This window comes from Pyxidicoccus trucidator (genome assembly GCF_010894435.1).
Taxonomy (GTDB): Bacteria; Myxococcota; Myxococcia; order Myxococcales; family Myxococcaceae; genus Myxococcus; species Myxococcus trucidator.
Window position 1 is genome coordinate 143,154 of the sequence record NZ_JAAIXZ010000023.1, and the last position, 25,023, is coordinate 168,176.

The 25,023-nt window shown below is 72.6% G+C and carries 20 protein-coding genes; 9 read left to right on the top strand and 11 right to left on the bottom strand.

Going from position 1 to position 25,023, the window contains the following annotated elements; all coding sequences use genetic code 11:
- Positions 1-36 precede the first annotated feature (36 nt).
- The 9 genes from G4D85_RS42025 to G4D85_RS42065 all read left to right on the top strand — a co-directional run bounded on the left by G4D85_RS42025 (position 37) and on the right by G4D85_RS42065 (position 11,235).
- Positions 37-1,737, top strand: a complete 1,701-nt coding sequence (locus G4D85_RS42025; RefSeq protein ID WP_164019902.1) for an ATP-binding protein — start codon at positions 37-39, stop codon at positions 1,735-1,737.
- A 123-nt stretch (positions 1,738-1,860) separates the two neighbouring features.
- Positions 1,861-3,342, top strand: a complete 1,482-nt coding sequence (locus tag G4D85_RS42030; protein WP_164019903.1) for a potassium/proton antiporter — start codon at positions 1,861-1,863, stop codon at positions 3,340-3,342.
- Positions 3,343-3,440: 98 nt separating this feature from the next.
- Complete coding sequence (locus G4D85_RS42035) at positions 3,441-3,815, top strand: response regulator (protein WP_164019904.1); 375 nt, start codon at positions 3,441-3,443, stop codon at positions 3,813-3,815.
- 222 nt (positions 3,816-4,037) lie between these two features.
- Positions 4,038-5,816: a monovalent cation:proton antiporter-2 (CPA2) family protein gene (locus tag G4D85_RS42040; RefSeq protein WP_164019905.1), complete on the top strand. Its 1,779-nt coding sequence runs from the start codon at positions 4,038-4,040 to the stop codon at positions 5,814-5,816.
- A gap of 6 nt (positions 5,817-5,822) precedes the next feature.
- The gene (locus G4D85_RS42045; protein ID WP_164019906.1) at positions 5,823-6,203 is read left to right on the top strand and encodes a DUSAM domain-containing protein; all 381 of its coding nucleotides are present in this window, start codon (positions 5,823-5,825) and stop codon (positions 6,201-6,203) included.
- Positions 6,204-6,305: 102 nt separating this feature from the next.
- The gene (locus tag G4D85_RS42050) at positions 6,306-7,304 is read left to right on the top strand and encodes a type VI immunity family protein (RefSeq protein WP_164019907.1); all 999 of its coding nucleotides are present in this window, start codon (positions 6,306-6,308) and stop codon (positions 7,302-7,304) included.
- A 259-nt stretch (positions 7,305-7,563) separates the two neighbouring features.
- The gene (locus G4D85_RS42055; protein ID WP_164019908.1) at positions 7,564-8,241 is read left to right on the top strand and encodes a hypothetical protein; all 678 of its coding nucleotides are present in this window, start codon (positions 7,564-7,566) and stop codon (positions 8,239-8,241) included.
- Entirely contained in the window at positions 8,238-9,653 is a 1,416-nt protein-coding gene (locus G4D85_RS42060; RefSeq protein WP_164019909.1) for a glycoside hydrolase family 1 protein, read from the top strand. Before G4D85_RS42055 ends, G4D85_RS42060 begins: the two co-directional genes overlap by 4 nt.
- Before the next feature lie 73 nt (positions 9,654-9,726).
- Positions 9,727-11,235, top strand: a complete 1,509-nt coding sequence (locus tag G4D85_RS42065) for a sensor histidine kinase (protein ID WP_164019910.1) — start codon at positions 9,727-9,729, stop codon at positions 11,233-11,235.
- 19 nt (positions 11,236-11,254) lie between these two features.
- Here G4D85_RS42065 and G4D85_RS42070 read toward each other — a convergent pair whose 3' ends face one another.
- The 11 genes from G4D85_RS42070 to G4D85_RS42120 all read right to left on the bottom strand — a co-directional run bounded on the left by G4D85_RS42070 (position 11,255) and on the right by G4D85_RS42120 (position 24,939).
- Positions 11,255-12,421, bottom strand: a complete 1,167-nt coding sequence (locus tag G4D85_RS42070) for an MBL fold metallo-hydrolase (RefSeq protein WP_420821748.1) — start codon at positions 12,419-12,421, stop codon at positions 11,255-11,257.
- A gap of 72 nt (positions 12,422-12,493) precedes the next feature.
- Positions 12,494-12,862: a response regulator gene (locus G4D85_RS42075; RefSeq protein ID WP_164019911.1), complete on the bottom strand. Its 369-nt coding sequence runs from the start codon at positions 12,860-12,862 to the stop codon at positions 12,494-12,496.
- Between the two features lie 25 nt (positions 12,863-12,887).
- The gene (locus G4D85_RS42080; RefSeq protein WP_164019912.1) at positions 12,888-14,006 is read right to left on the bottom strand and encodes a PilZ domain-containing protein; all 1,119 of its coding nucleotides are present in this window, start codon (positions 14,004-14,006) and stop codon (positions 12,888-12,890) included.
- A gap of 179 nt (positions 14,007-14,185) precedes the next feature.
- Positions 14,186-15,151, bottom strand: coding sequence for a fatty acid desaturase family protein (locus G4D85_RS42085; RefSeq protein WP_205525942.1), 966 nt, complete (start codon positions 15,149-15,151; stop codon positions 14,186-14,188).
- A gap of 122 nt (positions 15,152-15,273) precedes the next feature.
- On the bottom strand, positions 15,274-16,320 hold the full coding sequence (cheB, locus tag G4D85_RS42090; RefSeq protein WP_164019913.1) for a chemotaxis-specific protein-glutamate methyltransferase CheB: 1,047 nt from the start codon (positions 16,318-16,320) through the stop codon (positions 15,274-15,276).
- A complete protein-coding gene (locus G4D85_RS42095; RefSeq protein WP_164019914.1) occupies positions 16,317-17,138 on the bottom strand; it encodes a CheR family methyltransferase in 822 nt (273 codons plus the stop codon). The genes cheB and G4D85_RS42095 overlap by 4 nt, the downstream gene beginning before the upstream one ends.
- A 9-nt stretch (positions 17,139-17,147) precedes the next feature.
- A complete protein-coding gene (locus G4D85_RS42100) occupies positions 17,148-19,517 on the bottom strand; it encodes a HEAT repeat domain-containing protein (RefSeq protein ID WP_164019915.1) in 2,370 nt (789 codons plus the stop codon).
- Complete coding sequence (locus G4D85_RS42105; protein WP_164019916.1) at positions 19,514-22,063, bottom strand: methyl-accepting chemotaxis protein; 2,550 nt, start codon at positions 22,061-22,063, stop codon at positions 19,514-19,516. Before G4D85_RS42105 ends, G4D85_RS42100 begins: the two co-directional genes overlap by 4 nt.
- Positions 22,044-22,490: a chemotaxis protein CheW gene (locus tag G4D85_RS42110; protein WP_164019917.1), complete on the bottom strand. Its 447-nt coding sequence runs from the start codon at positions 22,488-22,490 to the stop codon at positions 22,044-22,046. The genes G4D85_RS42105 and G4D85_RS42110 overlap by 20 nt, the downstream gene beginning before the upstream one ends.
- Positions 22,487-24,565: a chemotaxis protein CheA gene (locus G4D85_RS42115; RefSeq protein WP_164019918.1), complete on the bottom strand. Its 2,079-nt coding sequence runs from the start codon at positions 24,563-24,565 to the stop codon at positions 22,487-22,489. The genes G4D85_RS42110 and G4D85_RS42115 overlap by 4 nt, the downstream gene beginning before the upstream one ends.
- On the bottom strand, positions 24,562-24,939 hold the full coding sequence (locus G4D85_RS42120) for a response regulator (RefSeq protein ID WP_164019919.1): 378 nt from the start codon (positions 24,937-24,939) through the stop codon (positions 24,562-24,564). The genes G4D85_RS42115 and G4D85_RS42120 overlap by 4 nt, the downstream gene beginning before the upstream one ends.
- Positions 24,940-25,023: the final 84 nt, after the last annotated feature.

Here is a 25,023-nt window from a genome sequence, read left to right on the forward strand (position 1 = left end):
CAGGTGTCATCATGAAGCCGACTCACACGGCTCTACATGCAAGCACTCTCTCCCTCGCTCGCCGCCGCCTTCACCGCCCTGCCTGAGCCCGCCTACGTCCTGGACGTCGCGGGACGCGTGGTGGCTTGCAGTCTCGCGGGCGCGCGTGCGCTGGAGCGGACGCAGGGAGAGGTGACGGGCAGGCACTGGGGTGAGCTGGGGATGTCCGCCCAGGACGTGGCCTCGCTGGAGGCGACGCGCGCGCGGGTGGTGACCAGCGGGGCCACGGCCACGGTGGAGCTGCCCTGGCCTGGCCCCACCGGCACACACAGGCACGCGCTGGTGTTCACCCCGCTGCCGGCGGAGGACGGGCGCGAAGTCGCGGTGCTGCTGACGGCGCGGCCCCTCACCGAGGCCGAGGCGGTGTACTCGCGGGCGCTGGAGCTGGAGCAGGCCGCACGCTCGGAGGTGGAGCAGGCCGAGCGGCGCCGCTCCTTCCTCTACCAGGCGATGACGACGCTCTTTACCCACCCGCCGGACCCACAGGGCATGTACACGCTGCTGGCGCACCTGGCGGTGCCGGACCTGGCGGACTGGTGCCTCGTGGACGCGCTGGAGCAGGGCCCCTGGGTGGCGCGCATGGCGGCGGCGTGCCTGGACCCGAGGCAGCAGGAGCGCGTGGGCGCGCTGCCCCCGCGCACGGAGCTGCGCGAGGACGCGCCGGTGGGCCTGCTGCGCGTGCTGCGCACGGGCGAGTCGGAGCTGGTGCCCGCGGTGACGGACTCGCTGTTGCGCGCGGCCGCCGCCGAGCCGGCGCACCCCGCGCTGCTGAAGCTGCTGCAGGCGCGCTCGTACATGATTGTCCCCCTGCGCGCGCGGGGGCACACGCTGGGCGCCGTCACCTTCGTGGCCTCCGGCTCCGGGCGGCGCTACGGGCCGGACGACCTGGCGCTGGCGGAGGACCTGTGCCTGCGGGCCAGCCTCGCCATCGACAACGCGCGGCTGGTGGGTGAGTCCCGCCGCGCCGCGCGCGCCCGCGAGGACTTGCTGGCCGTCGTCTCCCACGACTTGAAGAACCCGCTGGGCGTGGTGCAGCTCGGCGCCGCGCTGCTGCTGCGCGGGGCGGGGAGCAAGCCCGGCGGGGAGAGCGTGGCGAAGCAGGCCACCCGCATCCAGGACGCGACGGAGCGGATGTCGCGCCTCATCTCGGACCTGCTGGACTGGGGACGGCTGGAGGCGGGCGGGCTGCCGCTGGAGTGGGGCGAGCACGCCGTGGCCGCGCTCGTCACCGAGGCGGTGGAGTCCATCCGCCCGCTGGCCGAGGCCAAGGGCCTGCACCTGCGCATGGAGCTGCCCGCCGGGGACACGCGCGCGCGGTGCGACCGGGTGCGGGTGCTCCAGGTGCTGGGCAACCTGCTGGGCAACGCCGTGAAGTTCACCAGCGCCGGAGGCACCCTCTCCGTCGTCGCTCGGGCCCACGGCCCCGAGGTGTCCTTCCACGTGCGCGACACCGGCTCCGGCATCGCCCCCGAGGCGCTGCCCCACATCTTCGACCGCTACTGGCAGGCGCGCGACGCCGCCAGCCGGGGCACCGGCCTGGGGCTCGCCATCGCCAAGGGGCTGGTGGAGGCGCACGGCGGCACCATCCGCGCGGAGAGCACGCCGGGCGAGGGCAGCACCTTCGCCTTCACCCTGCCCATCGCCCTCGGCGCTCCCGTCGCGCTGCCCCTGACGGCACGCGCGGCGACGCACGACTGACACCCGGCGCGCTCCGGCGTGGCGTGGGCGCTCCGGCGCATGTGGTGACGGACACTGTCCGGGGAAAAGAGCCCTGAGCGGCGCCGTACGCCGCGCCGGAGACAGCTAGAGTCCCGCCCAGCCATGCTCAGCGCGGAGCCACTCCCCACCGCCCTCCTGTTGACCCTCTGCGGCGTCCTGCTGGCGCTGAGCGTGCTGTTCAGCCGGGCCTCGGGACGCTTCGGCATCCCCGTGGCGCTGCTGTTCCTCGGCCTGGGCATGGCCGCCGGCTCGGACGGGCCGGGCGGCATCGAGTTCAACGACTACGGCCTCGCCTTCCGGCTGGGCACGGTGGCGCTCGTCCTCATCCTCTTCGACGGCGGCCTCAACACGCCGCTGTCCTCCATCCGGACCGCCATCCGCCCGGCGGCGGTGCTGGCCACGGTGGGCGTGGTGATGACGGCGGCCGTGGCGGGCCTCGCCGCACACCTGCTGTTCGGCTTCGCGTGGCAGCAGGCCCTGCTGCTGGGGGCCATCGTCTCCTCCACGGACGCGGCGGCCGTCTTCGCCGTGCTGCGCGGCAGCGGGCTGCACCTGAAGCGGCGCGTGGGCACCACGCTCGAGCTGGAGTCGGGCCTCAATGACCCCATGGCCGTCATCCTCACCACGGCGATGACGCTCAGCCTGGTGGGCGGCAGCGAGCCGGGCTGGGAGCTGGTGTGGGGCGCGGTGGTGCAGATGGTGGTGGGCGCCGGCCTGGGCGTGGGAATCGGGTGGGCGGGGCGGCTGCTGCTCAAGCGCCTGCGCCTGAGGGCCGCGGGCCTGTACCCGGTGATGACGCTGGCCCTGGCGATGATGGCCTTCGGCGTGCCCACCCTCCTGCAGGGCAGCGGCTTCCTGGCCGTCTACATCGTCGGAATCGCCCTGGGCAATGAGACCATCCGCTACCGCACGGGCCTGCTGCGCGTCCACGACGCGCTGGCCTGGCTGTCCCAGGTGGGCATGTTCCTGGTGCTGGGACTGCTCGTGTTCCCCGAGGCGCTCCTGGAGGTGACGTGGGAGGGACTGGGGATGGGGCTCGTCCTCGCCTTCGTCGCGAGACCCCTGGCGGTGCTGCTGTGCCTGCTGCCCTTCCGCTTCCCGCCGCGCGAAATCCTCTACACCGGCTGGGTGGGCCTGCGCGGCGCGGTGCCCATCATCCTGGCCACCTTCCCCGTGCTGTCCGGCGCCCCCGGGGCGCGCGAAATCTTCAACATCGTCTTCTTCATCGTCGTGGTGAACGGGCTCATCCCCGGCGCCACCGTGCCCTGGGTGACGCGCAAGCTGGGGCTGGCCGCCAACGTGCCCGAGCCGCCCCCGGCCGTGCTGGAGATTGCCTCCACCCAGCTCCTCAATGGCGAGCTGAGCGCCTTCTACATCGGCTCGGCCTCCGCCGTGGCGGGCGAGCGAATCTCCGACCTCCCCTTCCCGCCCGGCTCCGCCGCCATGCTGCTGGTGCGGGGACAGGAGCTGATGGCGCCTCGCGGCGACACCGTCTTCCAGACAGGGGACCACGTCTATGTCTTCTGTCTCTCGGAGGACCTGCCGCTGCTGCGCCTGCTGTTCGGTCAGCAGGAGGATGAGTAGCTTCGTCACGGTAGAGCCGGGGTCCTGCGCGGGACAGGGCACCTGGAATGGAGTTACATTGGCGGCCTCAACCTCTCGGCCCGGTCAGGGTGGGAATCATGCGCCGCGAGCACGCTCAGCACTCCATCCTCGTGGTGGAGGATGACCAGGACATTCGCGAAGCGGTCGCCGAGCTGCTCGAGCTGGAGGGCTACTCCGTCTCCAGCGCCAGCAACGGCCAGGAGGGGCTGAATGTCCTGGCCTCGCTCCGCCAACCCTGCCTCGTGCTGCTGGACCTGATGATGCCGGTGCTGACGGGCTATGAGTTCCTGGAGCGCCTGCGCATCACCGGCACGCAGTCCCTGGTGCCGGTGCTCATCATGACGGCCAGCCACGTCACGGAGCTGCCCAGCGGCGCCGCGGGGCTGCTGCGCAAGCCCGTGGAGATGGCGCACCTGCTCCAGTCGGTGGCGCGCTTCTGCAATCACTCCTGAGCCCGCCGGCTGGCGGCGCATGGCGGCCCCGCCCTACTTGAATCGCCGGTCCTGGCGTCCCCGCCACTACCGGAATGGCCGGGCCCGGCGTCCCGCGCCCACCGAAAGGGAGAGGCTCCGAGCGCCCGGACCTGCCTGAACGGGTAGGGCCTGGGGCCCGGCACGCGCGGGCGCCGGCCACCGGTTTGCCGCCACCGCGGGCTCCGTGAGAGGAAGGGCCGCATGTCCTTCCTGCATCAGGCCCTGGTCTTCCTCGCGGCGGCGGTGGTGGCGGTGCCCCTGTTCAAGAAACTCGGGTTGGGGTCCGTGCTGGGCTACCTCACGGCGGGCGCCGTCATCGGCCCGTGGGGCGCGAGGCTCGTCACCGACGTGGAGAACATCCTCCACGTGTCCGAGCTGGGCGTGGTGCTGCTGCTGTTCGTCATCGGCCTGGAGCTGCGGCCCTCGCGCCTGTGGGAGCTGCGCCGCTCGGTGTTCGGCATGGGCGGCGCCCAGGTGCTGCTCACCGGCGCGCTGCTGTCCGGCGTGGGCCTGGCCCTCGGCCTCACGCCGGGCGCGGCCATCATCGCCGGCTTCGGCCTGTCGCTGTCCTCCACCGCCTTCGCGCTCCAATTGCTGGCCGAGCGCAACCAGCTCACCACCGGCTACGGGCGGATTGCCTTCGGCATCCTCCTCTTCCAGGACCTGGCGGTGATTCCGCTGCTCGCGATGCTGCCGCTGCTGGGAGACGGTGGCGCCACGTCCACCGAGCCGGGCTGGCTCACCGGCCTCAAGGTGGCGGGCGTGCTGGTGGGCGTGGTTGTCACGGGGCGCTACCTGATGCGCCCGGTGTTCCGAGCGGTGGCGTCCTTCCACAGCCAGGAGCTGTTCACCGCCACCGCGCTGCTCGTGGTGGTGGGCACCGCGGCGCTGGTCAGCGCGGTGGGCCTGTCCATGGCGCTGGGCGCCTTCCTCGCCGGCGTGCTGCTGGCGGAGTCCGAGTACCGCCACGAGCTGGAGGCGGACATCGAGCCCTTCAAGGGCCTGCTGCTGGGGCTGTTCTTCATCGCGGTGGGCATGTCGGTGAGCCTGGGGCTCATCGTGGAGAAGCCGCTGCTCGTCACCGGGCTGGTGCTGGGGCTGGTGGTGCTCAAGGGGGCGGTGCTGTACGGCCTGGGCCGCTTCAGCCTGAAGCAGGACGAGCCCGCGCTCAGCCTGGGCGTCGTCATCTCCCAGGGCGGCGAGTTCGCCTTCGTCCTCTTCGCGCTGGCCGTCTCCTTCCACGTCATGGACCGCGCGCTGGCGGACCTGCTCGTGGTGGTGGTGGGCCTGTCCATGGCCACCACGCCGCTGCTGTACGTGGTGCATGAGCGGTGGGTGCGGCCGCTCTTCCAGAAGAAGGCGGAGGCGCGCGCGTTCGACGTGGCGCCGGAGGAGGACAACCCGGTCATCATCGCCGGCTTCGGGCGCGTGGGGCAGATGGTGGGCCGCATGCTGCGCGTCAAGCGCATCGGCTTCACGGCCATCGACGCGAGCCCCGAGCACATCGACTTCATGAAGCGCTTCGGGTCCAAGGTCTTCTACGGCGACGCCTCCCGCCTGGATTTGCTGCGGGCCGCGCGGGCGGACAAGGCGAAGGTGTTCGTGCTCGCCATCGATGACATCGAAGCGTCGCTGCGCACGGCGCAGGCGGTGAAGGAGCACTTCCCGCACCTGACCATCTTCGCCCGCGCGCGCAACCGCGTGCATGCGTACCGGCTGCTGGACATGGGCATCCAGCGGGTGATGCGCGAGACATTCGCCGGGAGCCTGGAGATGGCCCAGGACGTGCTCATGAACCTGGGGCTCACGTACTCGGAGAGTCACCGCGCGCTGGAGCGGCTGAGGGACCACGACGAGGAGTTGCTTCGCGAGACGGCCAAGTACCACAAGGACGAGGCGAAGCTCGTGGAGATGGCGGCGAAGGCTCGCAAGGAGCTGGAGAGCCTGTTCGAGCAGGATGAGCAGTCGAAGTCGGCGTGAGGAGAGATGTCGGACGAACACGGCTGGGACGCCATCCGCGCCCTGGGGCGCCGCGTACTGGAGGGCGGCACCCCGCTTGAGCTGACAGACGACGTGCGCGCGCTACTCCTCCGCACCGCGGGCGAGGTCGCAATCAGCAATGCCCATGCGGTCCATGCACTGGCAACCGAGGCCGGAGCACTGGACCTGCTGCGCGAAACCATCCGACGCATCAGCGAAGGTTCACGACGGCTGACACGGGCTCTTTCTCTCATGTACGACCACCAGCGGGCCGGCGACTACGACACCGCGCGGCAGGAAATGCATGCCGTGCTGGCCGTCGAGGTGGTGCCCTTCTACCGGGAGATTGCGCAGGACCAACTCGACGACATGGACGAGAAGCCATGACGGCACCGGGGCCTCCTCCCACCGTGGTGCCTCGCAAGGAGCTGGAGAGCCTGTTCGAGCAGGACGGAGCGGCTCAGTCGAAATCAGCGTGAGTGGCCCACCATGAGCGAGCATTTCCCGCGCATCCGGCTCCACGCCTCCGAGACCCACGGTGCGGAGTTACGGGCCCGGGAGGTCGTCCGACTCGTGTTCTATCTGCCGCATGACCACCATGACCTGGCACCCCAGGTCAGCCGTGCCCTGGACCTCTACGTCGAGGCCGTCGGTGCGGGCCCGGACATCCTCTCCCACGGAGAGGACCTGGACGGTGCGCGGTTCCAGCTCGGCCCGGACAGGTGGGACTACGTCCGGAGCCAATTGCGCCCCTTCGACGGCTACCGCTTCATCGACGAGCTCGCGAGCGAGGACGCAACCCCGTTCCTGCGGACCCAGCTCAAGATGCAGGCTGAGACCTCGCTCCTGCTCACCGGGCTCGCTCCACAGCCCAATGGATTCTCATTCAGCTACCGGGCCCGCCTTCCGTGGCGCACGCCGCCAGCAGGAAGCGTGAGCGTGCTGAGCGCCACCCTTCCCACCGAGTACCTGGAGGAACATGGCCCGGGCAGAGTGCGGGAGCTGGCAGTGGGGCTGGCCTCGCTGCTGAGCTTCTCCACGGGCCATGCGGGGCTGGCCTTCGAGCTGTATGGGAGGCGGAGCCGTGCGCTGCCGCTGATTCGCGAGGCGCTCTTCCGCCACCCGGGACTGGACCTGCCTCAGCCAGGCGTGGAGTCGGCCCTGGGCACGCGAATCGACGGCGTGCACTGGCTGAACTTCCTGGGCCCACCGATGGTGGACGCGTTGCGCGGCTTGGACGGGCTGCGGCACCGGTTGGACGTCTCACCGGTGCGCCTCCTGGAACTGAATGGCGGGCGCGCGGTGGTGTCACTCGGCACATGGCCCGAAGCGGGAGACCTGGCTCGCGGCGACGGCCTTCCCGCCTACCGTGAGCTGGCTCGAACCCTGGAGCCCTGGCTGAACAGGTTCGAGCCTCGCCACGCCCTCGCCTGGGCCGGGTACTCGGAAGAAGAAGTCCTGCGTTGGTGGCGCCGCCTTCTCGGCTGAGCAGCTCCATCCCTCCAGCCATCGTCACGCCCCAACTGGGCATCAACCGGGACTGACCGGAGCCACTTCCTCCACAGTCCATACATTCATTTGTTCACAGGAAATTCCTGTTTCACAGCCCCCCGCATTCAACATGAGCGCATTCCTCCGTCTCAGGTGCACCCCCTCCCGCTCCTCGCGTTGTCTGCTGTGACGCGCAGTGCAGAGGGCACCGGGTGGCCTCGCGCGGGGCTTTGAGCGGAGTATGGTTCCTGCCCGGATGTGCTCCCCGCTTCCCGCACTCCTCGCACTCACCCTCTCCAGCGCGCCCGGCCCCGCGCTCGAGACAGCCACCGCTCCGTCCGCCGCGGAGCCCGTGCGCGCGCTCGCGGCGGAGCTGGGCACCAACGTCGGCCTCTTCACCGGCGGCTACGCCTTCGCGGGCGGACGCTGGCAGGACGCGTACTTCGCCAGCACCTCGTCCGCCCGCTACCTGGTGGGCGGCTTCACCGTGGACGGCGGCCTCCTGTCACTGCTCCCGCTGGAGCGCGGCGGCCCCGGCGCCAGCACCGCCGTCACCGCGCGCCTGGGCTACACCGGTGAGCGTTGGAGCGTCCTCGCCGGCGCCGTCGTCGGCCTCGGCTACACCTCTCGGCCCCTGCTTCAGCTCCTGCCCACCGTGAAGGGCCTCTACCGCGTGGGCCCCGTGGACCTGGAGGCCGGCGTCTTCGACGCGAATGGACAGGTGCCCGCGCACCTCGGCGCCTCCTACGGGCCCGTGGGCCTGGCCTACGTCTTCCCCCTCGGCGGCCGGGGCCGCGTGGACATTCCCCTGGCCCCGCGCGCCAGCGTGCGCGTGGAGGGCTTCCTCTTCCAGTACGGCGACGTGCGTACCTCGCTCATCACCGTGGGCGTCGTGGGCCTTCCCACCGCCACCCGCGCGGGGGACGCCTCATGAGCCGCCGCGCCCTGCTCACCCTCCCGCTGGTCCTGGCCGCCTGCAGCGACAGGCCCTCCTTCGACGCGGAGGACATCCGCCGCGCCACGCTCGGCGCCGGCCTGCCCGCGGGCTTCCTGCTGGGCACCGCCACCTCCAGCCACCAGATTGAAGGCGGCCTCACCAACGACTGGAGCGCCTGGGAGCAGGGCACGTACCCCGACGGCCGCCCCCACATCCACGACGGCAGCGTGTCCGGTGACGCCGCTGGCTCGTGGGAGCGCTTCGACGTGGACGTGGGGTTGATGCGCAACCTGGGCGCCAACGCCTACCGCTTCAGCCTGGAGTGGAGCCGCCTCCAGCCCGCGCGTGGCGAGTGGGACACCGCCGCGCTCGCCCGCTACCGCGAGCAGGCTCGCACGCTGCGCGAGCAGGGCATCACCCCGCTGGTGACGCTGCACCACTTCACCCTGCCCCCCTGGGTGGCCGACGCGGGCGGCTGGGAGAACCCCGCCACGCTCGACGACTTCGAGGCCTACGTCACCCGCGTCGCCGAAGAGCTGGGCGCCGACGTGGACTGGTGGTGCACCATCAACGAGCCCAACGTGCTCGCGGTGTTCGGCTACCTGGACGGCGTCTGGCCCCCGGGGAAGAAGGACGCGAAGGCCATGGCCACCGCGCTGGCGCACCTCATCGAGGCGCACGCGCGCGCGGCCCGCCAGCTCCGCGCCCGGGACACCGTGGACGCCGACGGTGACGGCCACGCCACCCGCGTGGGCCTGGCGCACCACGTCCGCGTCTTCCAGCCCGCCACCGGCTCCACCGCCGACATCACCGCCGCGGGCCTCACCGACGCCTTCTTCAACGAGAGCGTCCCCCTCGCCCTGCGCACCGGCCGCATCCGCCTATCCGTGCCCGCCCAGGTCAGCATCGACCGCGAGGTGGCGGACCTGAAGGGCTCCAGCGACTATCTGGGTATCAACTATTACGCTCGTGACTACGTGCGGCAGGACTTCAGCGAGGCGTCCCTGTCCAACCAGTACGTGCCCGGCGGACGTCCGGTAAACGACCTGGGCTGGGACATCTATCCCGAGGGGCTGTACCTCTTCCTGCGACGCTTTCGCGACCTGGGCATCCCCCTGTTCGTTACAGAGAATGGAATGGCGGACGCGGAAGGAATCCGGAGGGCGGACTACCTCCGTAGCCACGTGTACGCTGTGGAGCAGGCGGTGAAAGAGGGGGTGGACGTGCGGGGCTACTTCCATTGGAGCCTGATGGACAACTTCGAGTGGGCCGAGGGCTACACGCCACGCTTCGGCCTCTTCCGCGTGGACTTCGCCAGTCCGGACAAGGCCCGCGCTCCCACCCCCGCCGTGGAGGGCTTCCAGGACATCGCCCGCAACCTCGGCCTCATGCCCATGCCCACGCCCTGACGGCACGCGACCCACTCCACCCCGTGTTCACCTCTTGAGGGCCCCTTCCGGCCCACCGCGGAACCGAAGACGCATGGCCCCCACCTCCGCAAAGAAGCGCCAGCGCTCCCCGGCCGCGCCTCCCTCCGAGGCGCCCGCCGTGCCGCTCCACGCGCTCCTGGAGGGGCTGCCGGATGCCTTCTTCATGCTCGATGCGGAGTGGCGCTTTCTCTACATCAGCCCCCGCATGACGGAGCTGCTGAGCGGCTGCGGCGGGCCCGGCGACGACGTGCGCCGCACGTGCCCCACGCTGCTGGACTTGCGCCGCCACCTGCGCTTCGACCAGCCCGCCACCGAGCAGGCCACCGTGCGCTTCGAGCATGGCTGGCCGGACAAGGATTTGTGCTTCGACGTCCGGGTGCGCACGGTGGACAGCGGCCTGCTGGTGCACTGCCGCGACATCACCGGCGAGCGCCGCGCCCGCGAGGAATTGCGGCGCACCGGCGAAATCTTCCGCTCCATCCTCGAGGGGACGACGGACGCCGTCTACACCAAGGACCTGGAGGGCCGGTACCAGATGATCAACCCCGCCGGAGCCAAGGCGGTGGGGTACACGGCGGAGGCCATGCTTGGCCGCACCGACCACGAGCTCTTCGCTCCCGAGGTGGCGCGCGCCAACGCGGCCAATGACAGGGAGGTGCTCGCCTTCGGGCGCACCGTCACCTTCGAGGACGCGCAGCCGGGCGCCGAGGGCCCGCGCGTGTGGCTGTCCACCAAGGGCGTGCTGAAGGACCCGGAGGGCAAGGTGTTCGGCCTCTTCGGCATCAGCCGCGACATCACCCAGCGCAAGTGGGCGGAGGAGGAGGCGCGCGGCCACGCGGAGTTCCAGGAGCAGCTCATGGGCATCGTCAGCCATGACATCCGCAGTCCGCTGGGCGCCATCATGAACTGGTCCCGCGTGCTGGCCGAGGGCGGCACCCCGGAGGAGGCGAAGCAGACCAGCAAGCGCATCGCCACGGCGGCGGTGCGCATCGAGCGGCTCACCCGGCTGCTGCTGGACTTCACCCGCACACGGCTGGTGGGCGGCGTGGCAATCGAGCCACGGCCGATGGACCTGAAGGACCTGGCGGCAAAGGTCGCCCACGAGTTCCGCGTGGCCTTCCCCCAGCGCGTCGTGGAGGTGGACCCCAAGGGCAACACGCAGGGCACGTGGGACCCGGACCGGCTGGCGCAGGTGGCGTCCAATCTTGTGGAGAACGCGCTGAAGTACAGCCCCGCGGAGGCGCCGGTGCATCTGTCCGTGCGCAGCGTGCGCAACAAGGTGGTCATGGAGGTGCGCAACGCCGGCCGCCCCATCCCCGACAACCTGCTGCCCCACATCTTCGAGCCCTTCCGGCGCGGCCCGCAGACGACGCGCACGCTGAAGATGAGCTACGGGCTGGGGCTCTACATCGTCCGGGAAATCGTCCACGCCCACGGAGGCACGATTGAGGTCAGCTCCAGCGAGGTCGACGGCACCACCTTCACGGTGACGCTGCCGCGCCGCTCGCAGCCGACGAAGCCGAACGGGCCTCCCAGGGGGCCGCAGGGGCCGCCTCCGTAGCCCGGCGCCAACGCCGCCCTCAGTTCATCTGCGTCGCGACGATGGGGTCCTGCTCCCCTGTCTTCCAGGGCAGCTCCGGCCACCAGCGCTCCAGGGCGGGCAGCGCGCCCGGCTCGAAGCTCTGGCCCGGCTTCGGCACCACCGCCGTCACGCCCGCGCGCTGAGACGCCGCGAGCACCCGCTCCACCGGCTCCGTCCACCCGTGGAAGGCGAGGTTGAACAGCCCCCAGTGCACCGGCAGCAGCACGCGGCCGCGCACCAACTGGTGGGCCGTCACGGCCTGCTCGGGGCCCAGGTGCCAGTCGGGCCAGGCGCTGCCGTAGGCGCCCGCCTCAATCATCGTCAGGTCGAACGGCCCCAGCTTCTCGCCGATGTCGCGCATCGCCGGAAACAGCCCCGTGTCCCCGGAGAACCAGACGCGGTGCTGGGGGCCGAGGAGCGCGTAGCTGGCCCACAGCGTCGCGTCGTTGTCGATGACGAGCCGGCCGGAGGCATGGCGCGCCGGCGTGGCGACAATCTCCAGCGCCCCCACCTTCGTGCGCTCCCACCAGTCCAGCTCCACGATTCGCTCCGCTGGCACGCCCCAATACGCCAGGTGCGCGCCCACGCCGAGCGGCACGATGAAGGTGGTGTCCCAGCCCTTCATCGCGGAGATGGTGGGCTCGTCCAGGTGGTCATAGTGGTCATGGGAGATGACGACGGCGTCGAGCTTCGGCAGCTCCCCCAGCGCGACGAGCGGCTCATACCAGCGCTTCGGCCCCACCGTGCTCAGCGGCGACGCTCGCTCGCCCCACACCGGGTCGGTGAGGATGCGGTGGCCGTCCACCTCCACCAGCAGCGTGGAGTGCCCCAGCCACGTGACGCGCAGCCCGGAGGCCGGCGGTGTGGCGAAGCGCTCGGAGCCACCGCGCACCGTGGGCACCGGGAGCGAGGGACTCCCGTCCGCGCTGGCCTTGAACGCGCCCGTCACGGAGCCCCAGAAGTCATTCTTCAGCGGCTGTGGATTCAGAAAGCGGCCGTCACCCCACTGGGGCGACTTGTCCATGCGAGCGCGCCGCTCACCGTCGGCACGCCGGCCAAAGGCCCTCCAGCCGTCCACCAGGGCCGCCGTCACTGCGAGCCCCAGCAACACCAGCACGCCTGACACCACGCGACGTGGCCAGCGGCTCCGCTTCCCGTTCCTCACGCAACCTCCCCAAGCGGAACGCACCTCGCGTGGACCGCCACGGGCATGGCTTCGCAACTTGGAAAGGGGCTGTCAATCCAGGTAGCGGCGCAGCAGGGCCGTCAGCTCGGCGCCCTCGAAGGGCTTGGCGAGGAAGTCGTTGCAGCCGCTGTCGAAGCCCGCCTGCACGCTGCGCGGCTCGGCGCGCGTGCTGCACAGGATGATGGGCGTGCTGCGGGTGGGCTCCCGGCCGCGCAGCGCCCGGCACGTCTCCAGGCCGTCCAGGTGCGGCATGACGACATCCAGGAAGACCAGGTCCGGCCGCTCCACCTCGGCCCGCGCCAGGGCCTCCAGCCCGTCGCGCGCGGTGACGGCGTCGTAGCCCAGCTCCATCAGCATCATCTGGTGCAGCAGCAGCACGGTGGACGAGTCGTCGACGAGCAGGACCTTCTTGCGTCGCATGGCGCCTCCCGGGCGGAGCTTGAAGTCAAAGCGAAGCCACCGGCTGGCAGAGCTGGCGCAGGTGCATCAGCCGCGGCGGGCCCATGCCGAGGAAGCGCATGCCCATGCCATACGGGAAGGACAGGCCAGCTCTCGGGGCGAAGGGGTTGGTCCAGGCCACCACGCCGTGCGTCTCCAGCTGCTCGCGCGTGGTGGGCAGGAGGATTCGCAGCCGCACTGCCGTCCCGGGCCGTGCGGGCACCAGCGTGCGGATGATGAGGCCGCCAGGGCTCAGCGCGCTGGAGAAGCCGGACGTCCACTCCGTGTCGCGCGAGGCGCTCTCGCCAAACTCCACCGGGCAGCAGAAGGGCACCCGCTCGTCCACGCGCAGCGAGCCCAAGTCCCGCCCCAGCAGCGCGTGGATGCGCGGCAGGAGCGCCGCCAGCGCGCTTGTCCGCGTCCCCGGGCCCACCGCCACGGTGAGCGCCGGCACACCCTCCAGCAGCGGCTGCGCGCGCAGCGTGGACAGCAGCCGCAGCGCCGCCAGCGGCCCTTCGCCCGAGACGAGCACCAGGTGGGGCACCAGGCCCCCTCGCGACAGCCGCGCGGCCGCGCCCTCCACGCTGGCGCTATAAAGGAGGTGGTGGCCGCACGCCTCCAGCAACGCGCCCAGCCCACCCCAGGCTCGCGCCCCGCTCGCCCCCGCCAGCAGCACGACGCGGGGGCTGAAGCGCTCGACGAAGCGCGCCGGCACCCTCCCGCTCGTCAGCGCCACCAGCCGCGCCCGCAGCTCCGAGACGCGCAGGGGCGCCAGCAGGCAGTCCTCCACGGCCTCCGCCTCCGCCGCCTCCAGCACCTCCGCCGGGGTGTCCACCTCCGCCACCAGCGCCACCGGCACGTCGCCAGTGCGTGCTCGCTGCATCCCCGGGCCGCTCCGCGAGTCCACCAGCAGCCGCCAGTGCACCAGCACCAGCGCCGGCCGCACGCGCGCCATTTCCGGGCCCAGGGCGTCCAGCGACGTCAGGTGAAGGGACTCGCCCCCGAGGGAGCGCACCGCCCGGGACAGCGCCAGCCAGGACTCGCTCGCGGGGCCGACCCACAACACCCGCATCGGAGTCGGAACCAGCCCTGGCGGCGGACGGTCCGGTCCTGAAGCCGTCATCATGCGGTGCCTCCGTGTCGTGACTGCCCCCCCCGGCCCGCCCGTCTCTCGACCTTCGAGATATGAGAAACGGACACACGGCGAATACTCCCCCGGGGCTGATTCCAGGGAGAGATGGGGAATACACGACACAGCGGCGGCCTGGGGGTCAGGCGGGCAACCTTCCCACCTCCCCCGGTGGCTCAGACGCGGGCGACGTTGATGCCCGAGTCGACGGCCTGCAACTCGTCGCCGAAGGCGACGTTCACCTTCTCACCGGTGGGCGGGTCATACGGGGCGCGGCCCACCTGCTTCGTGCCGAAGCTGGGGAGGACGGGCGCCAGCACGTAGGAGCGGAAGCACCAGCCGAAGAAGCTGACGGGCTTGAGGTCCGGGTGGATGTCGGCGGCCACCTTCGCGTGGGCCTCGGGCAGCAGGCTCCAGTGCTGGCCGGGCATCTCGTGGTGCGCGGTGTGGAGGCCGTTGTTGAAGAGGAAGAAGTTGATGAGGCGGCCGGTGAAGCTGCGGCTGTGGTTGTGCTCGCTCCAGGGGTCCGTGTGGACGTGCTGGATGTAGTTGAAGAACATGATGGTCCACAGCGAGAAGAACGCCGGAATCAGGAAGGCGAAGGCCCAGATGCGGGCGCCGCCGCCCACGCCGTGCAGCGCCATGGCCAGCCCGAGCAGCGCCGCGTGCGTGCCGCCCCAGATGATGTACTGGAGGACAATCTGCCGGAACAGCGGGCGGTTGCGCTCCTTGGCCTTCTCGATGAAGGCCTTGGTCGGCTCCTGCTGCCAGTACGTGGAGGCGAACGGGAAGGTGAAGGCCACCAGGAAGTTGTGCTTCTTGGAGTAGCGCCACGTAATCGTCGCGTCGCCCGCCTTGTTCACGAACTTGTGGTGGTTGAGGTTGTGCGTGGGAATCCACACGAACGTGGGGTAGCCGTAGAAGAGCGACAGCCACATGCCCATCGCCTCGTTCAGCTTCCGGTTGCGGAAGGTGGGGCTGTGGTTGTGGTTGTGCGCGATGACGCCCGCGGACAGCGCCAGGTAGCAGGATACCGGGCAGAGAAACGGAATCAGCTCGGGGGCCGCGTACATCGAAAGGGCCACCACGGGCATGGCCAGGCACCAGAGCAAGGTCCGGCGGTCGGCAGCGTAACGGAGCATGCGGCGGATACTGCCCCAGCCGCTGTCCACCCGCCAAAACATCCTGGCTGGTTTGGAGAGGGGTTGACTGAACGCCCGGCATGTAGGCACCCAGGCGTCGCGAGCCCACCCAGGCCCGGGACTCAGGCGAGGTGGTGCAGCAACAGCGGCACCATGTCCTCCAGGGGCGCGGTGGCGGTGGCCAGCCCCGCCTCGTCCACGGCGCGCGGCATGCCGTACACCACGCAGGAGGCCTCGGTCTCCGTGAGGACGGTGCCGCCCGCGTCGCGGATGGCCTGCGCGCCGGCCTTGCCATCCTCGCCCATGCCGGTGAGCACCACGCCCACCGTGTCCGCCCCCCAGACGCGCGCCGCGCTCTGGAAGAGGACGTCCACCGAGGGGTGGTGGGGCATCTGCAGCGGGTGCCTGTCCAGCCGGGCCAGGCCCACCGTGCCGTGCCGCTCCACCTTGAGGTGCTGCCCCGCGCGCGCCAGCACCACGCGCCCCGGCCGCAGCTCCACGCCGTCCTCCGCCTCTAGCACCTCCAGCGCGCACTGGGCGTTGAGGCGCTTCGCCACCGCCTGCGTGTAACCGATGGGGATGTGCAGCGCGAGCGCCAGCGGCGCGGGAAAGTCCGCGGGCAGCGCCGACAGCAGCCGCGTCAGGGCCTGCGGCCCGCCGGTGGAGGTGCCCACCACCACCAGCTTCCGGCCCGGCGTGAGCCCGCTCACGGGGCCCGGGACACCGGCGGCGACCGGAACGTCCGGAGCCGGGTGCGGCACCGCGCGCGCCGCCGTGCGCACCGCCTCCACCAGCGCTCCCCCCAGCTCGTAGAGCCGGTCCGTGGCGAGCGCGGTGGGCTTGTTCACCAGCTCCACCGCGCCAGCCTGGAGGGCGGACACCGCCAGCTCGCTCTCCTCGCCCGCGCTGCTCACCACCACCGCGCGCGGCGCGCCAGGCATGGAGGCCAGCGCGCGCAGCACCCCCAGCCCGTCCAGCCCCGGCATCACCAGGTCCAGGGTGAGCACGTGCGGGGCCAGCTCGGCCACCTTCTCCAACGCGTCCAGGCCGTCGCGCGCGGTGCCCACCACCTCCAGGCCCTCCGCGTTGGACAGCACCTGGCGCAGCACCTTCCGCGCGAAGGCCGAGTCGTCCACCACCAGCACGCGGATGGGAGAGGGCGCCGTCATGATTCAGCTTTCGTGTAGAAGAAGGCGCCGCGCCGCTCCTCGCAGCTCAGCGCGGTGCCGAAGCGCATCAGCGACTCGGAGGTGCCCACCAGCAGCTGCCCGCCGGGCACCAGCGCGCGGGTGAGCAGCTCCACCACCCGCCGCGCGGTGTCGTCCCGGAAGTAGATGAGGACGTTGCGGCAGAGGATGGCGTCGAAGGCGCCGAGCGCGGCCACTGCCGCCGCGTCCACCAGGTTGACGCGGCGCCAGTCCACCGCGGCCACCAGCTCCGGCTTCACGTGCGGGCGCCCCTCGCGCACCTCCATCCAGCGCCCCTCCACGCCCGGGGGCAGCGCGCGCAGCGAGCGCAGGTTGTGCTCCCCGGTGCGGGCCCGCTCCAGCGCGCGGGGGCTCAAGTCACTGGCCACCAGCTCCACGTCGGCCAGGATGCCCTGGTCCGCCAGCATCATCGCCAGCGTGAGGGGCTCCTCGCCGGTGGAGCACGCCGCGCACCACACGCGGGGCCGCCGGCCGGCCCGCACCGCGGGCACCAGCACGTCCGTCACCAGCACCGACACCGGCAGCGGCTCCCGGAAGAAGTACGTCTCGTGCACCAGCAGCGAGTCCACCAGCGAGTCCAGCGCCTCGGGGCCCGCCGGGTCGTAACGGAGGAAGTAGTAGTAGTCGAGCAGCGAGTCGAAGCCCGCGTCCAGGGCGCGCGCGGCCACCTTGTCCGCCAGCAGGTCCCGGTCCTCCGGGCCGTAGTGCAGCCCCGCGCGCTGCTCAATCAGCGCGGCGAGGATGGCGAACACCTGCGGAGACATGGGCAGCGAGGACATGGTTCCTCGCTACCGCCCGAGCGCCAGCAGACAGGCCCGCCGCACGTCGGCGTCCTCGTCGTGCGTGGAGGCATGCTCCAGCGCCTCGCGGGCCTCCACCGTGCCCAGCGCCGCCACGGCCGGGGCCGCGGCGCGGCGGCCGGCGGGGCTGGCGGACACCAGCGCCTGCAGGAGCGCGGCGCGCGCGTCCGCCCGGCGCATGCGGGCCAGCGCCGCCACCAGCAGCGGGGCCGTCAGCTCGTCGGCCACCTCCAGCGCGGTGAGCAGCCCGGGCAGCCGGCCCTCCATGGGCAGCGCCAGCGCGCTCACCACCCGCTCGCGCAGCGTCATGTCCCCCAGCAGCGTCACCAGCGACTGCGTGGCGGGCACCCCGGCGCGCGTGGCGAGGAAGCCCACCGCCGCGCTGCGCACGCTGTCGTCCCGGTCGCTGGCGGCGCGCAGCAGCGCGGGCAGCGTCTCCGGCGCGTCGTACTCGGCCACCGCGGACAGGGCGACGAGGCGCGTGGCCGCGTCCTCGGAGGCCACCGCCTCCAGCAGCACCGGCAGCGCGTCCGGGCGGCGGGCCACGCCCAGGCCCAGCAGCGCCGCGCGGCGCACGTCCGCGTCCCCGCTGGACGCCGCGCGCCGCAGCGCCGACATGGCCCCTTCCGTGTGCATGTGCGCCAGCGCGTCCACCACCGCCACGCGCACCTGGCCCGCGTCGTCGTCCGCCAGCGCGACAATCGCGTCCGCGGCGGCCTCCTCGTTGAGCTTCCCCAGCGACTGGCACGCGTAGTAGCGCACCCAGGGGTCTCTATCGTTGAGGCCGCCCAGCAGCGTGGAGGTGATGCGCGCCTCCTTCTCCGTCTGCCCCAGGGCGCGCATGGCGGCGGCGCGCGTGCGCTCGGACTCGTGGGCGGCGGCGGACAGCAGCGCGTCCACCGCGCGCGGGTCCTCGATGAAGGGCAGGCCGAAAATCGCCGCGTCGCGCAGCCGCTCGTCCGGATCTCGCATGGCCTGGAGCAGCACGTCCAACCCGCGCGGGTAGCCGAAGTAGGCGATGATGCGCAGCGCCGCGCGGCGCAGGCGCGCGTCCGGAGAGCGCGCCGCCTGCAGGGCCAGCGTCTCCGTCCCCTCGCTGCCCAGCGACTGGATGGCACCCACGGTGGACTGCACCACGCGCGGGTCCTCGTCCACCAGCCGCGCGAAGAGGGCCGGCACCGCGGCCGGGTCGCCAATGCGTGACAGCGTGTCCGCCGCCAGCGCGCGCACCGTCGCGTCCCTGTCCTCCAGGCACACCATGACGTCCGGCACCGACGCCGCCCTGCGCCCCACCAGCGGCAGCAGCACGCGGCGGCGGGCGCTGTCGCCGTCGCGCAGCGCCTGCAGAATCTGGGAGTCCGCGTCCGAGCCCAGGTCCGCCAGGGCGCTGGCCGCCGCGCGCGCCACCGCCGGGTCCGGCCCGTCCAGCAGCTTCAGCAGGCCGCCCGCGGCGTCCTGCCCGCCCACCCAGCCGAGCAGCCGGGAGAGAGCGGCCTTCTCCGCCGAGTCCGCGCCGGTAATGGCCTGGGACAGCCGGCGGCCCAGCACCGCGCCCTCCGCGTCTCCCCGCAGCGCGGCCTGCACGGCGCGCGCGCCGCCGAAGCGCTGCACCTGCGCCTCGTGGATGTCCACCAGCGCCACCGCGGCCCCGCGCACCAGCGCGTCATTGCCCCGGCGCAAGAGCCCCACCAGCGCGGGCACCGCCGCCTCCTGGCCGGTGCGGCCCAGGGCGCGCGTCGCCTCCAGCGCGTAGAAGGGGTCCGACAAGAGGCCCAGCAGCGCCGGCACGACGATGGGGTCCCCGCACCGCCCCAGCACGTCGATGGCGGGGAAGATGCGGAAGAAGTTGCCGCTGCCCAGCGCCGCCAGCAGCGCGTCCACCGCGGCCCCGCCACCCACGCGGCCCAGCGCTTCAATCGACGCCACGGCCACGTTGTCGTCCGGGTGGACGGTGAGCTGGGCCAGCAGCGGCACCGAGCGGCGGCTGCGGCGGCGGCCCAGCACCTGGGCGATGTCGCAGACGACGGCCGGGTTCGGGTCCTCCGCGAGCGGCTCCAGCGCGGCCTCCACGTCGCCCGAGGAAGCCACCAGCGCCTCCACGGCGGCGGCCAGGCGCGCCTCGCTGTCGCGGCGGTGGCTCAGCACGTCGCGCAGCGGCGGCACGGCCGGCGTGCCCAGCCGCGCCAGGGCGCCCACCACGGCGCGGCGCACCGCCCAGCTCGGGGCGTCCAGTCCCGCCACCAGCAACTCCAGGCTGGCGGAGCCGCGGCGGGCGAGCTGCTCCACCGCGTCCACCTGGGCGCGGTCGTCCGCCGACAGGGTGAGCGGATGGGGATGTGCCGAGGACGAAACCGTCACGCCTGCTGCTCCCGGGACCGGGAGGTCCCCACTTCGGTGTTGCGCGCACCGCCGAGCGCACCGCTCAGCCGTGCAAGGTTCTCCGCCTGCTCGCCCTGGAGGCGCGTGAGCTGGGCCAGCCGTCCGGCCACCTCGCGCACCTCGGCGGCGGTGGCGGACGCCGCGCGCGTCTGCTGCGCGGTGGTGGTCACGATTTCCCGGGCGCGGGAGCGCATCTCCTCCACGCTCTTCGCCAGCCCCTCCGTCACCGTGGTGGACTCGGTGCTGGCGCGCGCCATGGCCGCCACGCTGGTGGCCTGGCGGCTGGCGGAGCCGGTGAGGGCGGCCAGCGCCTCCGTCTGCTCGTCCAGCGCGCGGGAGGTCCCCTTCGCCACGCGCCGCACCTCATCCGCGCCCTTCACCAGCGAGGTGAGCGCCTGCGCCTGCTCGTCGGTGGCACGCGTCACGTCCGCCGCCAGCTTCGCCACCTGACGGCTGGCCACCTCGCCCTGCTTGAGGGCGCGGGCCTGCTCCGCCATGCCACGCGAGGACTGGGCCACCTGCTTGCGCGTCTCCTCCATGGCCCGCGTCACCTCCGTGGCGGCCTTGGCCTGCTCGGCCAGCCCCAGCAGGGTGCGCTGGGTGGCGGTCGCCGCCTCCTGCGCGAGCCCGCCCACCGCGCCCACGTCCTTGCTCTGCGCCCCCACGGCCACGCTCACCGTCTGCACCAGCTGGCGCATCTGCGCGGAGCCCTTGGCCAGGTCCGCCGCCGCCGCGGCCTGCTCCTGCACCGCGCGGGACACCTTCTGGGCCACCTCGGCCAGCTGGCCGTTGGAGCGCACCGCGTCGCGCAGCGCGCGCGCCTGGTCCGCCGTGGCCTGCGTCGTCTGGCGCGCCATGCGCCGCATCTCCGTGCCGCTCTGCGACAGCGACTGCGCCGCCTGCGCCTGCTCCGCCGCGGCGGTGGTCATGGCGCGCCCCTGCTCGCTCACCTTCGCGGTGGCCAGGGCGAGGGACTGCACCGCCTGTACCTGCTCGCCGGACGCGCGCGACACCTCGCGAACGTTCTGCCCCAGGTCCTCCACGCCCTTGAGGATGGTGGTCAGCGCCCGCTCCGCGTCGCCCGCCAGCGCCGCGCTCTCGTCCGCCGCGCGCACGCCCTCCCCGGTGGCGGTGGCCGCCTCGCGCGCCGTCGTCTGCAGGCCGCGGACGATTTTCGCCACGTCCGCGCTGGCCGCCGCCGCGCGGTCCGCCAGGGCGCGAATCTCCTCCGCCACCACCGCGAAGCCGCGGCCGTGCTCGCCCGCGCGCGCCGCCTCGATGCTGGCGTTGAGGGACAGGAGGTTGGTGCGGTCCGCGATGAGGTTGATGGTCTGGACGATGTCGCCAATCTCCTCGGCGCGCTTGCCCATCTCCTTCATGACGCCGGAGGACTCGACGATGGACTGGCGGATGCGCGTGAAGCCGGCGATGGAGCGCGTCACCGTGGCGCCGCCCTCGCGCGCGGTGGTGCCCACGCGCTCGGCGGTGGCGCGGGCCTCCTCCGTCATCTGCGCCACCCGGCGCGTGGACGTCTCCAGCTGCGTGGAGGCGGTGGCGCTGCTGGCGGCCTGGGAGTTGATCTGCTCGGCGGCCTTGGCCACGGCCTGGGCGGAGCGGGCCAGCTGCTCAATCGTCGCCGCGTTGGCGTCCACCACGGCTGCGTTCTTCTCCGCGGTGGCGGCCACCTCCTCCACGCTGGCGGCCACCTCCTCCACGGTGGACGCGGTGGAGGCGGCGTGCGTCTCCAGCGTGCGGGCATGCTCGGCCACGCCGCGCACGCTGCGCGCCAGCTCCTCGGAGGTGGAGGCCGTCTCCTCCACGCCGGAGGCCATGGCGGTGGCGTCGCGGGCCACCTCTCCCAGCACGCGGCCGATGCCCACCACGGCGTTGGACACCTGCGCCACGCGCTCGCCCACCGCCTGCGAGTCCGTGGACAGGCGGGTGATGCCCTTGGCCATCTCCTCGGCGGTGGCGGCCACCTGCTCGGTGGCGGCGGCGCTGGACTGGTTGCGGCTGACGAGGTCCGCGACGGTGGCGTTCATCTCCGTCATGGAGGCCAGCAGCTCCTCGCTGGAGGCGGCCAGCTCCTCCGCGCCGGCGCTCACGCCCTTCACCGAGCGCGTCACCTGCTCCAGCGTGCCGGCGGTGGCGTCCGACGACGCGGCCAGGTGCGCTGCGTCCTTGCGCACGCCGGACACGGAGGCATTCACCTCCTGCAGGGCGCCCGCGGTGGCCTCGGCCTCCTGCTGCAGACCGCGCGCGGAGTCGCTCACCGTGCGCTGGGCGCGCACCAGCTCGTGCACCGACAGGCCCGTCTCCTCCACGTGGGCGGCGACGGACTCAATCGCGGCGCGCACCTGCTCGGAGCCCGCGGCCTGCTCGTTGCCGCTGGACGCCAGCCGTGTCGCCAGGGCCTCCACCGCCTGCACCAGGCCGGCGCTCTCCTGCACGCTGCGCGAAGCCCCCTCGGCCAGGTTGCGCGCGTCCTCCAGCGCCACCGCCGTGTTACCGCTGTCCGTCGCCATTCGGCGTCTCCTCCCCGATGACCCGGGGGAAATCAATGAGCATCACCAGCCGGGGCCCCACCTGGGCCACGGCCTTCACGAACCCGCGCGCTCCCTCCACGACCAACGGAGGAGGCGGCTTCACCTGCGCGGGGTCCAGCTTCAGGACCTCGCGGGCGCTATCCACTAGCAATCCCACAATCCGGTTGCCGAGCTGGCCCACCACCACCCGGGTGTCCAGCGAGCGCTGCCCGGGCGGCAGCCCGAAGCGCGCCCGCGCGTCCACCACGGGGATGACCCGGCCGCGCACCTGCACCAGCCCGGCCACATGGGACGGAGCCCCCGGCACCGGCGTTGCGCCCGTGTAGCTCTCCATCTGCAACACGTCCGACGCGGGCAGCGCGTACTCGGCCCCATCCACCTTGAACACCACGTGCAGCACGCTCATGGCGCGCGCTCCCTTCCCTGCCTGGGCTCCGGGCGTCTGACGGCCCCGCCTCGCGCGGCGCCGAGCGCCGCCAGGTCCAACACCAGCGTGGGCTGGCCGTCTCCCAGGTCCGTGGCCCCCACGACTCCAGACACGCGCACCAGCGGGTCCTCCAGCGGGCGCAGGACGATTTCCTGCTGCCCGAGCAGCCGGTCCACCGCGAAGGCCACCGGCTCACCGCGCTGGCGCACGATGAGCGCCTTGGCGCCCGCCCCACTCCTTCCCTCCGGGCGTCCCCGCTCCAGCAGCCGCTCCAGCGCCAGCAGCGGCACCGCGCTGCCCCGCCGCTCCACCAACGTCACGCCGGAGGCGCCCGCGGGCCGCACCAGCCGGGCCACGTCTACGTCGATGAGCTCCTCCACCGAGCCCACCGCCACCGCGTAGCGCAGGCCGGCGCACTCGAAGACGAGCGCGTCCAGCAGTGTAATGGTGAGGGGCACGCGCAGGTGGAAGGTGGTGCCCACGCCCAGGCGCGTCTCCAGCCGCAGCTCGCCGCCGAGCTGGTCCACGGCGATGCGGCGGACGATGTCCATGCCCATGCCCCGGCCGCTCGTCGCGTTGGCGGCGTCACGGGTGGAGAAGCCGGGGCGGCAGAGCACGTCCAGCAGCCCGTCCGCCGTCGAGGGGACGGGCACGCCCGCTCTCGCGGCCACGGCCGTGGCATCCACGCCGCGCCCGTCGTCGGTGACGCTCAGCTCGAGCAGCCCGCTGGCGCCGCCGTGGCAGGCCAGCCGCACCACGCCCTCCTCGGGCTTGCCGACGGCGAGGCGCTCCTCCGGGGACTCCAGGGCATGGTCCACCGCGTTGCGCACCAGGTGCACCAGCGCGGGCAGCAGCCGGTCCGCCACCGCCTTGTCCAGCTCCGCGTCGCCCACCTCCAGCTCCAGCCGCACCGCCTTGCCGGTGCTGCGGCGCAGGCCGCGCACCAGCAGCGGCAGCCGCTCCAGCACGTCCGCCACCTTCACCATGCGCAGGCGGATGATGGCGGCCCGCATGTCGCGCAGCTGGCGGCCGTTCTCCTGGAGGATGGTGGTGAGCTCGCGCGTGGGGGCCCCGGCGGCCGTCAGCTCCGCCACCGCGCGGGTGAGTCGCGAGCGGTTGACGACCAGCGCCGCCAGCCGCTCCAGCGCCTCGTCCAGGCGGGACACCTCCACCCGCAGCGTGCCGCCGCCCCGGCGCTGCTCCTCGGGCTCGTCCTCCATCCGCGCCGCCACCGACTCCAGCTCCGGCTCGGAGGGCATGGCCGGTGCGCCTGCCGGCGCAGGCGCCTGCTCGGAGACCAGCGAGCGCACCGAGGCGGGCGGGCCCCCGGCGGCCTCCAGCAGCGCGGCGTCCGGCGCGTCGGTGAGCAGCAGCAGCGCGAAGGTGAGCGAGCCCCCCCCGGCGGCGGGGCCGGACAGGGGCAGCACCTTCACTGTCTCGCCCAGCTTCGCCACGTGCTCGCGCACGCTGTTGATGGTGATGCCGCTGGCGGCGCGCTCGGCGCCCGGGACGAAGTCCAGCCGCACCGCGCGCCGTCCGGAAGCAACTCCGGCGGTGAGCTGCTCGCGCTCCGCTGCGGACAGGCGCGCGGCGAGCGTCGCGTCCAGCTCCAGGGTGACGGGCGCGGGCTTCGCGGGGCCCGTCCCCAGGGCGGCGGCCTCCAGCGCCTCCAGCCGCTCCAGCAGTCCCGCGGGCACGGGCGTGGCCGGCTTGCCCGAGGCGAGCTGCCGCACGCGGTGCTCAATTTCGCGCAGCCCCTCCATCAGGGGCTCCACGCTGGCCTCGGGCAGGCGTCCCCCGGCGCGGTCCGCGTGGCGCAGGGACGTCTCCATCCAGTGGGCGATGGAGACGATGGACTCCACGTCCACCATGGCGGACAGGCCCTTGATGGTGTGGAGCGCGCGGAACAGCTCGCGCACGGCGCGCGGGTGCGCCAGCCCCCGGCGCACGCTGGCCTCCACGGCGAGCAGGTGCCGCTGGGCCGCGCCGAGCAGCTCCTCCGCTTCCGCCAGGTACGCTGGCAGGAAGTCCGCCAGGTCCACCGAGGCCGTCACCCGCGCTTCTCTTCCAGCAGGCCCCGGGCTTCCGTCAGGATGGCATCCGGGGTGAAGGGCTTGGTCATGAAGCGGTTGGCGCCCACCGCCAGCGCGCGGGTCCGCGACGCCTCGTCCCCACGCGTGGTGACGATGATGATGGGCAGGTTGCGCAGCCGGTCCTGGCCGCGGACGAACTCCACCACCTCGATGCCGCCGATGTCCGGCATGTTGAGGTCCAGGACGAGCAAATCATACGGCTGCAGCGACAGCCGCTCGATGGCCTCCAACCCGCTCGAGGCATGCGTGAAGGTGAGCCCGGGATAGGGACGCAGACAGGCGACGACCATGTCGCGCATCACCTTGCTGTCATCGACGACGAGCACCTCTGGCATGGCTTCCCCTGGCAACGGCCGCCGACCCTAGAGCGATTCCGTGAAGATGAAAGTGAACGCCGTACATACGGCTTTCGCAGCGCC